Source organism: Paenibacillus sp. 2TAF8 (genome assembly GCF_052114825.1).
Classification (GTDB): Bacteria; Bacillota; Bacilli; order Paenibacillales; family Paenibacillaceae; genus Paenibacillus.
The window spans coordinates 151,887-162,375 of record NZ_JBFRFN010000005.1; the positions used below are offsets into that span (position 1 = coordinate 151,887).

At 45.4% G+C, this 10,489-nt stretch carries 10 protein-coding genes; 1 reads left to right on the forward strand and 9 read right to left on the reverse strand.

Annotated features, from left to right (window positions below; translation table 11 throughout):
* Positions 1-4: 4 nt before the first annotated feature.
* Both icd and citZ read right to left on the reverse strand, forming a co-directional pair.
* Positions 5-1,297, reverse strand: a complete 1,293-nt coding sequence (gene icd / locus AB4Z30_RS09550) for an NADP-dependent isocitrate dehydrogenase (protein ID WP_441925605.1) — start codon at positions 1,295-1,297, stop codon at positions 5-7.
* Positions 1,298-1,444: 147 nt separating this feature from the next.
* The gene (gene citZ, locus AB4Z30_RS09555) at positions 1,445-2,557 is read right to left on the reverse strand and encodes a citrate synthase (protein ID WP_441925607.1); all 1,113 of its coding nucleotides are present in this window, start codon (positions 2,555-2,557) and stop codon (positions 1,445-1,447) included.
* 494 nt (positions 2,558-3,051) lie between these two features.
* On the opposite strand from citZ, the gene ytvI reads away from it, so the two are divergent.
* The gene (gene ytvI / locus AB4Z30_RS09560; protein WP_441925609.1) at positions 3,052-4,170 is read left to right on the forward strand and encodes a sporulation integral membrane protein YtvI; all 1,119 of its coding nucleotides are present in this window, start codon (positions 3,052-3,054) and stop codon (positions 4,168-4,170) included.
* A gap of 119 nt (positions 4,171-4,289) precedes the next feature.
* Here the strand turns inward: ytvI and AB4Z30_RS09565 are convergent, their stop codons facing one another.
* From AB4Z30_RS09565 to AB4Z30_RS09595, 7 genes are all read right to left on the reverse strand, one after another.
* Positions 4,290-4,694 (reverse strand): FxsA family protein, encoded by a 405-nt coding sequence (locus AB4Z30_RS09565; RefSeq protein ID WP_441925852.1) that lies wholly within the window; start codon positions 4,692-4,694, stop codon positions 4,290-4,292.
* Between the two features lies 1 nt (position 4,695).
* The gene (locus tag AB4Z30_RS09570) at positions 4,696-5,232 is read right to left on the reverse strand and encodes an acyl-CoA thioesterase (protein WP_441925611.1); all 537 of its coding nucleotides are present in this window, start codon (positions 5,230-5,232) and stop codon (positions 4,696-4,698) included.
* 99 nt (positions 5,233-5,331) lie between these two features.
* Positions 5,332-6,759 (reverse strand): pyruvate kinase, encoded by a 1,428-nt coding sequence (gene pyk / locus AB4Z30_RS09575; protein ID WP_441925613.1) that lies wholly within the window; start codon positions 6,757-6,759, stop codon positions 5,332-5,334.
* A gap of 107 nt (positions 6,760-6,866) precedes the next feature.
* A complete protein-coding gene (locus AB4Z30_RS09580) occupies positions 6,867-7,970 on the reverse strand; it encodes an acetyl-CoA carboxylase carboxyltransferase subunit alpha (protein ID WP_441925615.1) in 1,104 nt (367 codons plus the stop codon).
* A complete protein-coding gene (accD, locus tag AB4Z30_RS09585; RefSeq protein ID WP_441925617.1) occupies positions 7,971-8,864 on the reverse strand; it encodes an acetyl-CoA carboxylase, carboxyltransferase subunit beta in 894 nt (297 codons plus the stop codon).
* 343 nt (positions 8,865-9,207) lie between these two features.
* Positions 9,208-9,396, reverse strand: coding sequence for a glutamate decarboxylase (locus AB4Z30_RS09590; RefSeq protein ID WP_090920220.1), 189 nt, complete (start codon positions 9,394-9,396; stop codon positions 9,208-9,210).
* A gap of 282 nt (positions 9,397-9,678) precedes the next feature.
* Positions 9,679-10,170, reverse strand: coding sequence for a phosphatidylglycerophosphatase A family protein (locus AB4Z30_RS09595; RefSeq protein WP_441925619.1), 492 nt, complete (start codon positions 10,168-10,170; stop codon positions 9,679-9,681).
* Positions 10,171-10,489: the final 319 nt, after the last annotated feature.

A 10,489-nucleotide genomic window follows, 5' to 3' on the forward strand; every position in this document is an offset into this window, starting at 1 on the left:
TTTGTTACAGGTTTTTGATGATTTGATCAGCGAATTCGGAACATTTCACTTCGGTTGCGCCGTCCATCAGACGTGCAAAGTCATACGTTACCGTTTTATTGTTAATGGATGTTTCCATGCCTTTGTAGATCAGGTTAGCCGCTTCTTGCCAGCCCAGGTGCTCAAGCAACATTACGCCGGAGAGAATTACGGAACCAGGGTTCACAACGTCTTTATCCGCGTATTTCGGTGCAGTACCGTGTGTTGCTTCGAAAATAGCATGTCCAGTTACGTAGTTGATGTTCGCACCTGGTGCGATACCAATTCCGCCAACTTGTGCTGCAAGAGCATCAGACAGATAGTCACCGTTCAGGTTCAATGTTGCGATAACATCAAACTCACCCGGACGAGTCAATACTTGTTGCAAAGCGATATCGGCAATAGCATCTTTCACGATGATTTTGCCAGCATCTTCTGCTGCTTTTTGTGCTGCATTGGCAGCATCTGTACCGTCTTTTTCTTTGATTACATCGTATTGTGCCCAAGTGAACACTTTATCGCCGAATTCTGCTTCAGCCACTTCGTAACCCCAGTTTTTGAAGGCACCTTCAGTGAATTTCATGATATTACCTTTGTGTACCAGTGTAACAGTCTTACGGTTGTGATCAACAGCGTATTGTACCGCTGCACGAACCAAACGTTTCGAACCTTCTTCAGATACAGGTTTGATACCGATACCGGAAGTTTCAGGGAAACGAATTTTGTTAACGCCCATTTCCTGTTGCAGGAACTGGATCACTTTTTTCACTTCTTCCGAACCTTCAGCGTACTCGATCCCTGCATAGATATCCTCTGTATTTTCACGGAAAATAACCATGTCTACCAGCTCAGGACGTTTAACCGGGGAAGGTACACCATCGAAATAACGAACAGGACGCAGGCAAGTGTACAGATCCAGTTCTTGACGCAGTGCCACGTTCAGGGAACGGATACCGCCGCCGATTGGCGTAGTCAGAGGTCCTTTGATTGCTACAATATACTCACGAATTGCTTCGAGCGTATCATTCGGCAGCCACTCTCCGTATGTATTGAATGCTTTCTCGCCAGCAAACACTTCATACCAAGCGATTTTTTTCGTGCCATTATATGCTTTTTCAACGGCTGCATCCAAAACCCGTACAGCAGCTTTCCAGATGTCACGGCCTGTACCGTCACCTTCGATGAATGGAATGATTGGATTATTAGGTACTTGAAGCGTACCGTTATCAATTTGAATTTTTTCGCCTTCAGTTGGGAGTGCAAATTTTTCCAATTTCATAATTACAATTCCTCCTAAGTTTTGGTTTCACAGTATGAAGCATACCACATTTTTGCAGGAAGGAAGGGCTGTCTCTACTCGGCAGTATAGCCTCATATTCACAAGCCCCTCACCTCATCTATATGATTATACTGTTTTTGCTAAAGTTTAGCGAAGATCGATGGAGACGTACTTCTGATCTGTTGGACCGGTGTACTCGGCACGCGGACGGATAATACGATTATCTGCAAGTTGCTCCAGAATATGCGCTGTCCAACCGGACACACGGCTGATCGCAAAGATCGGTGTGAACAATTCCTGATCAATCTTCAGTTGAGTGTATACGGAAGCGGAATAGAAATCGACATTTGGCTTCAAACCTTTTTGACCGGTCACGATTTCTTCAATCTTCACGGACATGTCATACAAACGGGTATCGTTGTTCATCTCACCCAGTTCTTTGGACATCTTCTGCAAATGCTTCGCACGTGGGTCACCATTTTTGTAAACACGGTGTCCAAAGCCCATGATTTTCTCACGGTTATTCAGTTTCTCCTGAATAGCCGCTTCCAGACGATCCGGTGTACCGATCTCGTCCAGCATTTTCATAACAGCTTCGTTTGCACCACCATGCAGAGGCCCTTTGAGTGCACCGATGGCAGAAGTTACGCCTGAATAAATATCAGACAGGGTCGCTACCGTAACTCGGGCAGCAAATGTCGAAGCATTCAGCTCGTGATCTGCATGCAGAACAAGTGCCTGATCAAGTGCTTTTACCGCCGTTTCAGACGGCTCTTCTCCTGTCATCATGTATAAAAAGTTCTCAGCGATGGAAGCGTCTTCTTTTGGAGCCACAGGCTCTTGGCCCTTACGAATACGTGAGATTGCCGCTACAATTGTTGGCAATTGCGCTTGCAACTTCACCGCTTTGTTTTCGTTCGCGGCTTCTGTCATCTCGTCGGCCTGCTCGTCATAGAGCGCAAGTGCGGAGACTGCAGAGCGTAGAGCTGCCATTGTGCTGATGTGTTTTGGATACAACTTGATTTGGGCGATCAATTCGCTTGGAATTGGCGCGTAATCGCTTAGACTTTTACGAAGTGACTTTAATTCATCTGTGGTTGGCAACTTGCCAAACCAGAGCAGATAAGCAACTTCTTCAAAACTTGCATGTTCAGCCAAATCATCGATATCGTATCCACGGTATGTAAGCACACCGTCTACAATAGAGCTGATCGAAGAGGTTGTTGCAACGATGCCTTCCAGACCTTTGGTAGCTGTCATATTACATCTCTCCTTTAATAAGCGAAATCAGGAATCATTCTAAGTCATATCAGTGCCGAAATGCACCTAACCTCTTTTGTAAACCGTTTCATTTTCAAAATGACCTAAGTTGTCAAAATTCGGTTTTCTTATCTGTCAATCCGTATTTACTTATATCATCATACTGGATTTTGTCGTTTATGTGAACATGATGAGAGTTCATTCGCACATCAAACATATTTATCGGGCCTATAAAGCATTTTTGAAAACCTTTACACAAGCAGGGTTGACATTTAATGTGTACTAAACAATTCATGTCATTAGAGAATGTAAACAAAAATATAATCGCAAAATGTATTGCTATAATTTGTCAACCTCAGGCATACTTTAGGCAGACGATGTACATAGCAGAATTCTGGTACCTGACAGCAGACTGTTCTTATTGCGTTTCAAAAGCTTACGATTGCTCTATATTAATAAGATAAGCTCTTGACTGAATAAAGGGGAGTTGAGCCTTGGATCGAATCATTCTCAAACGTCTACTACGCGGTCTATGGGTCATTATAGCTACCTTTCTGATCGCTGTAGCCATATATCTGTTGTTCCCGCTATTATATCCTTTTGTTATTGCCTGGATTATCGCTTATGCCATGAATCCGCTCGTAAAGCTGCTCCAGAACAGACTTCGTTTTCCGCGCTGGCTGGCAGTAACCCTATCACTCCTATTGTATTTTGGAGCAATCGCTGTAATTTTATCTGCGGCTGTTACTCGTATGGTTAAAGAAGTTATTTCACTGACCACCAGTTTTGATCTACATGTAGATCAAATCAAAGAAACGTTTGTACGCTGGACGCAGAATGATACAATCCAAAGTTTAATTGTGCAGATTAACGATTTCTACAAAGAAAATCCGAACTATCAAGAAACCATTAATAGCAACATCAGCAAAACAACGGAGACCGTCGGAACAGCAGTAAGCGATCTTGTTACTGGTTTTTTCAACCTGATTCTAAACCTGCTTACCTCGCTGCCTAATATGGGTGCGGTTCTCATCGTGGTACTACTATCTACCTTCTTTATTAGTAAAGGCTGGACGCGTCATAGTATCACGGTCTCAGGCTGGGTTCCGTCTGCTGTTCGCAAACCGATCTCCGACATCTGGAATGATCTCAAAAAAGCCCTCTTCGGGTATGTACGCGCACAACTTATCATGATTTCCATTACAGCGCTGTTCGTCATGATTGGACTGCTCATTCTTCAAGTCAAATCAGCGTTCACGATTGCTCTGTTGATTGGCCTAGTTGACCTGCTTCCTTATCTCGGTGTAGGCCTGGTAATGGTACCTTGGGCAGCGTATTTGTTCATGAACGGGGATATTTATCTCGGCATCGGTATTAGTGTTATTTATCTTATCCTGCTCATTGCTCGGCAGATCATTGAACCGAAAGTTCTTGCTAGTAGTGTCGGATTAGACCCTCTTGCTACTTTAGTGGGCATGTTCGTTGGTTTAAAGCTGTTTGGTGTGCTAGGCCTCATTATTGGCCCGGTGAGTCTTGTTATCCTCGATGCCTTTAATCGGGCGAATGTACTGCGTGATCTGAGGACATATATTATCAATGGCAGAGTCCGATGAGTCTGATTTTAAGGAGCAAGTGACTTGTACGTCTTCAACTAAATCGAAAAAAATCTCCGTTCCAAGCAGAAGGTGTCTGCGGAACGGAGATTTTTGGGTGCAAAAAAGATATTGCAGTTTTATTTCGGACGGCGATAAAATGAAATACTGCCATTTCTCATTTTTTTCTCCAGCCAACCCAGGAAGAACAGTCGATATACTGGACGTGTTAACGGAAATACTAAGGTAAAACCGATCAGATCGGTTACAAAACCGGGAATCAGCAGCAAAAATCCGCCAACAAAAACGAAAAGACCATCGACCATTTTCCGCCCAGGCACCTTACCGCGCTCCATCTCCTGCTTGGCATCCATTAATACCTTTCGCCCTTCAAACTGCAACATGGCTATACCAATCAAGGACGTGAGAATCATAAGAAGCAATGTTTTTCCGGCCCCGATCCAATCACTCATCAGAATGAAACCAAACAGCTCAATCACCGGAATAAATAAAAGTAAAGCCCACATCCATTTTCGCATTGATATGTTACTCCTTTCCTGAAAACCACACCTTTTCAAGCGCGCTGTATAGCTCCGAGGCGACCTTATCCAGTCTAACCGGCTTCCAGTCTGTATTCACCCACACATGCTGGGTAGAGCCCGTCACCAAGCGTTCACCTGGGAGTGATTCATCATGTGCCCACACCTGTTCACCGATAGCGAGTGAAGCATCATGTCCCTCAGACATACGTCTTATGTCGTACTCGTAATTCAGGCGCAGGCCGCTAAAAGCAGTGATTCGAGTGAAAATGATAATCTCGTCATCGTACCGTGCCGGCTTGTGATACTTCACATCCAGACCAGTTACAGGAAGCAGCAGTCCCTGTTCCTCCATTTTACGATATGTATACCCCATTTGGCGAATCATCTCGGTACGGCCAATCTCAAACCAGTTTAGGTAGTTCGCATGATAGACGACACCCATCTGGTCACTTTCCTGATAACGTACACGAAGACGGGCTGTATACCAGTTACCATGACTTTCTTTTTGCACGTACTCAACCTCCTTGGCTCTACCATTCATACGCGTAACGTCGCAGAATCGTGTCATGAAGATGGAAAAAAAGCAACAGGACATCAGCCCCATTGCTTCTTTCATGTACTTACCGAATATTGCTTTAGTTTAAGCGTTGTTCGGAATTTGACTTACTTTAATCAGGTTTGTAGAACCGGAACGACCCAAAGGTACACCTGCTGTGATTACAACCAAGTCTCCTTCTTTAACCAGACCGGATTTCACGCCACCTTCAATGGCATTTTCGAACAAAGCATCCGTAGAATCTACCAATCTTCCTTTAACCGGAGTTACACCCCATGCCAGTGCCAGACGACGGGAAGTTCTGTCTTCTGTAGTCACAGCGATAATTGGAGCTTCTGGGCGATATTTGGAGATCATACGCGCTGTATGTCCGGATTCCGTCGAAGTGATGATCGCTTTAGCGTTCAAATCTTGGGCGGACAGCGCAACGGATTGGCTGATCGCTTCAGTAACGGTTGTCTGTTGTGCCACACGTTGTTTCAGATACAGCTCTTGATAAGGCAGAGCGGATTCTGCTTTTTCTGCGATACGGGACATCGTGAGCACGGATTCTACCGGATATTTACCTGCAGCTGTCTCACCGGACAACATGATTGCATCTGTACCGTCAAAGATTGCATTGGCTACGTCACTTGCTTCCGCACGAGTCGGACGCGGGTTACGTTGCATCGAATCCAGCATTTGTGTAGCTGTAATAACCGGTTTACCCGCAACGTTACATTTTTCGATCATACGTTTCTGTACCAGTGGTACTTCTTCTGCAGGGATCTCTACACCAAGGTCTCCACGAGCAACCATCAGGCCGTCAGACACTTCAAGGATTTCGTCCAGGTTGTCAACACCTTGTTGGTTTTCGATTTTGGAGATGATTTGAATGTGACCTGCGTTATGTTTTTCAAGCAATTCACGAATCTCAAGTACGTCACTTGCTTTACGAACGAAAGAAGCTGCGATGAAGTCCACACCTTGCTCAATACCAAATACGATATCGTTAGCATCTTTTTCGGTGATACCTGGCAGGGAAATCGCAACGCCTGGAACGTTAACACCTTTTTTGCTTTTGATCGTACCACCATTAACAATACGGCATTTGATTTCGGTGCCTTGCACTTCCACCACAGTCAGTCCGATCAGACCGTCGTCGATCAGAATTGTAGATCCAGCTTCAACATCCTTAGGAAGATCTGCATACGTAATGGAAAGACGATCTTTGGTTCCCAGAATTTCTTCTGTTGTCAAAGTGATGTACTCGTCCTGAACCAATTCAATTGGCTCAACTTCAAGTTTACCTGTACGAATTTCCGGTCCTTTGGTGTCAAGCAGGATTGCTACAGTTTTGTTCAGCTCTTCACATGCTTGGCGAATCGCTACGATCCGTCCGCCGTGCTCATCGAAATCACCGTGGGAGAAGTTCAGACGGGCTACGTTCATGCCTGCCATAATCAGTTTCTTGGTATTCTCCAGGGATTCACTGGATGGGCCAATCGTACATACAATTTTCGTTTTGCGCATTTTGGGTTTCCTCCGATTTTAAAGGTCTAACTTTATATCTCTATTTTTCTTTTTCCAACTATTAAATTTACTATACTTTCGATCATTTGTATAGGAAATTCGTCACATCATTCTGCATTTCCCGACAAATTTTTCACAGGTTCTGCTTCTAGCGGCTGTTCCGATGCTTCCACTTGGACAGATTCTGCTCCGGATTGTGGTTCTGCTTCACCTGTAGACTCGCTTTTTTCAGCAATTTCTTCCTCTGTTGCTGGTGCTTCAAAGGTTACTGAGCCGATTTTCCGGAATTTCTCGTAGCGATCCTGTTTCAACTGCTCCGCACTCCACCCTTTCATCTCTTCCAGATGACGAACAAGAGCTTCTGATATCGCTGCCGCAGCTGTATCGTAATCCTGATGAGCCCCGCCACGCGGCTCAGGGATAATCTCTTCGATAACTTCCATCTCCAGCAGGTCTTTCGCTGTAATTTTCATCGCCTCAGCAGCCTGATCTGCCTTCGATGCATCCTTCCACAAAATAGAAGCAGCACCATTCGGAGAAATCGCCGAGTAGATGGCATGTTCAAGCATAAGCACACGGTTACCTACAGCCATAGCCAAGGCACCGCCACTTCCACCTTCACCAATAACAACAACAATGACTGGAACCGACAGCTTAGCCATCTCCAGCAAATTACGGGCAATCGCTTCCGATTGACCTCTCTCTTCTGCAGTATTACCCGGATACGCTCCTTTAGTATCAACAAACGTAATGATCGGGCGGCCAAATTTATCGGCCTGCTTCATTAGACGCAGTCCTTTACGGAACCCTTCCGGATGAGCACTTCCAAAAAAGCGAGCAATGTTGTCCTTTGTATCCTTTCCGCGCTGTTGACCAAGTACCGTTACGGTTTGTCCATTCAGCTTGGCGAGTCCACCAACAACCGCAAGATCGTCACCAAACATACGGTCACCATGCAATTCGGTAAAATCGGTAAAGATGAGTTGAATCAGATCCAGTGCTGTTGGACGCTGTTGGTGACGAGCCAAATGCATCTTCTGAGCTGGTGTTATGCTGGTGTAAATCTCTTCTTCGAGTCTATGATAACGTTCTTCGAGACGGGCAATTTCTTCGGTAAAATCAATCCCTTTTTCCTGTCCAAACTGAACGAGTTCTTCAATTTTTTTGCGCATCTCAATCAGAGGCGCTTCATATGGCAAACTACCCGCCATTTAGACCCCTCCCTTTTCACTGTGCATATCGAGAAGCTTGCCAAGGGTTGCCCGAAGTTCTTTCCGGTGAACAACCATGTCCAGTTGACCATGCTGGAGGTTGAATTCTGCGGTCTGGAAGTCATCCGGTAGCTTCTGACGGATCGTTTGCTCAATTACTATTCTGCCTGCGAAACCAAATACAGCACCAGGTTCAGCGATAATAATATCGCCAAGGCTCGCGAAACTAGCCGATACCCCGCCGGTTGTCGGATCGGTGATCACCGAAATATAAAGCCCGCCTTGCTCGTCCAAACGAGCTAAAGCCGCACTTGTTTTAGCCATCTGCATCAGACTCAGAATACTCTCCTGCATCCGTGCACCGCCTGAAGTAGAGAAAATAATTAAAGGAAGCTTCTTCTCAATGGCATGTTCAACAGCCCGGGTAATTTTCTCTCCGACTACAGAGCCCATACTGCCTGTGAAGAAATCGAAGCTCATTACAGCGACAACAACAGGAAGACCTTCAATGGTACCTTCCCCTGTTATAACGGCTTCCTTCAAACCAGATTTCAGACGCTGCTGCTCCAGTTTGCTACTATAACCGGGAAATCCGAGCGGATCAACCGAAACCATATCAGCATCATGTTCAATAAAACCTTCTGCATCCAATACCATTGCAATTCGTTCCATGGCGTTAAGACGCATATGGTAACCGCAGGCAGGACATACTTTCAGGTTTTTCTCCAGTTCCTTGCTATATTGAATGGTGCCGCATTTGCTGCACTTGTTCATAAGCCCTTCAGGTATTTCACGTTTTGGGCGCTCGACGGCTTCTTGACGTTCACCTGGAATTGCACGCTCGGAAGGTATGGTAGCGTACTTCCGTTTCTTTTGGAATATATCTTTGAACACAACTACACCTCTCCAGCCAATAATTTGATGGCCGCAGGCTGCAGTCCGCTGTAACAATCAGCTTGATCTGCATGCTGCGGTGAACCGCTTACGCTTATAACTCATGCAAAGCCTTAGACCTTGACCAGCATTCACAACAAAAAATCCGCCGATATAAGGCAAGAATCAACGGCTTCTTTCTGCACGATTGATGTTACCTGCAATAACCGATTAACAAAAAAAGAAGGAAGGACAGCAGCATAACGCACATGCAAGTCGATTCCTCTTTCCGCTTCCGCGGTCAGTCCCTTATGTACCGGTGGTACTTTTTGTTATCTGCCAAGGCATTTCAATATCAAGTGAATCAGGAATGCAGAATGGAATTCAACACTTCCTGAACCTCCTCCAATTCCCCAGAAGGGACGCGAATCTCATATTGTTGCTTGGATAAACTGATGGGACGGGTCTGTACCAGAAAACCTTCTTCCGAAAGCTTGGTCTTGATCTTGTCCGCAACCTTTGCTGTCGGCGCAATGTAAATCACCGTCCACATGCCATGTCCGCCCCCTAAGCTAATGTTCAGAGCCCGTATATTGGACTAATGATACCATACCTCCGTTTTTTTCTGCAAGGAAGGGTTGAAGACCTTCAGGGAGAAAATCGGATGATTCGGGACATTGACCGCTGCTTGGCGAGCCAGAAGGTCATCGTTATGTGATGTAAGTCGCAGACTTTTTCCACTCGGCAAAAACCTTCCAGGGCAGCCATAGCCGCCCCCTGATTCTCTTAAACAGGTTGAAGCAATACATCGCTATCTACATGGTAATAATGGATTTTAAATGTCTGAAGAGTATTTCTTGGCTTTAATATTTTTGTGTGCGATCCGGGCGGAGGCTGCTGCGGCCAGACCAGCGACGAGATCATCGAGAAACACATGAACCGCAGATTTTTGTTCGTTCAAATCATGAATAACACCCATTTTTTCTTTGTCAAGATATCCAAAACTGGTCAAACCAATCATTCCATACACATGTGTTATCCCTATAGCCAGAGTCTCGTCCACTCCGTAGAGGGACTCATCCGCTTCCATAATGGCTTGCAACGGTTGGGGCAGAAGCTTTTTTTCCGCCAGTTCATCAAGCGCAATGCCTGTGTACAGCGTGTACTGCACCTCTCTTTTTTGCAAAACGGATTTCACGCTGGTTACACAGTCGTCCATGGTCAATTCCGGGTGGTACCCTTTCTGCAAACGATATACAATTTCTGCGATAGCATCAATCTGTACACCCCGCCGGGCCAGCATAGCTTCCGCGATCTCATATGACATATCTCGACCTCCCGCATCAATCCCCCGAGAACCTCAAGGTTCTTCGGTGTTCTCAAGTGTATGCAGTGAACTTCCAAAATGTTCATAAATTGTGCGAATGTACATGCTCAAGCGGATGTTGCCCCGCGGCTATTCCCCGATTTGCTCAAGTCGTATGCAAGTGCTGTGAAAGATAGCGAACCACAGCAGATATGCTAGTGAACCACAAGTAGAGATCATTTCTCATAAAATAGGATTTTTCCGCGGTTTTTGCTGCTTTTCACCGGAGTAGTCCTTCTTATGATCGTTACACATAAAAAAAGTGTATATTCACGCAAAT

Coding starts and splice junctions, on each gene's coding strand:
- citZ (WP_441925607.1), bottom strand. CDS start 2,557: ATGACAGCTACCAAAGGTCTGGAAGGCATCGTTGCAACAACCTCTTCG.
- AB4Z30_RS09595 (WP_441925619.1), bottom strand. CDS start 10,170: ATGTCATATGAGATCGCGGAAGCTATGCTGGCCCGGCGGGGTGTACAG.
- pyk (WP_441925613.1), bottom strand. CDS start 6,759: ATGCGCAAAACGAAAATTGTATGTACGATTGGCCCATCCAGTGAATCC.
- AB4Z30_RS09570 (WP_441925611.1), bottom strand. CDS start 5,232: ATGAATGGTAGAGCCAAGGAGGTTGAGTACGTGCAAAAAGAAAGTCAT.
- icd (WP_441925605.1), bottom strand. CDS start 1,297: ATGAAATTGGAAAAATTTGCACTCCCAACTGAAGGCGAAAAAATTCAA.
- AB4Z30_RS09590 (WP_090920220.1), bottom strand. CDS start 9,396: ATGTGGACGGTGATTTACATTGCGCCGACAGCAAAGGTTGCGGACAAG.
- AB4Z30_RS09580 (WP_441925615.1), bottom strand. CDS start 7,970: ATGGCGGGTAGTTTGCCATATGAAGCGCCTCTGATTGAGATGCGCAAA.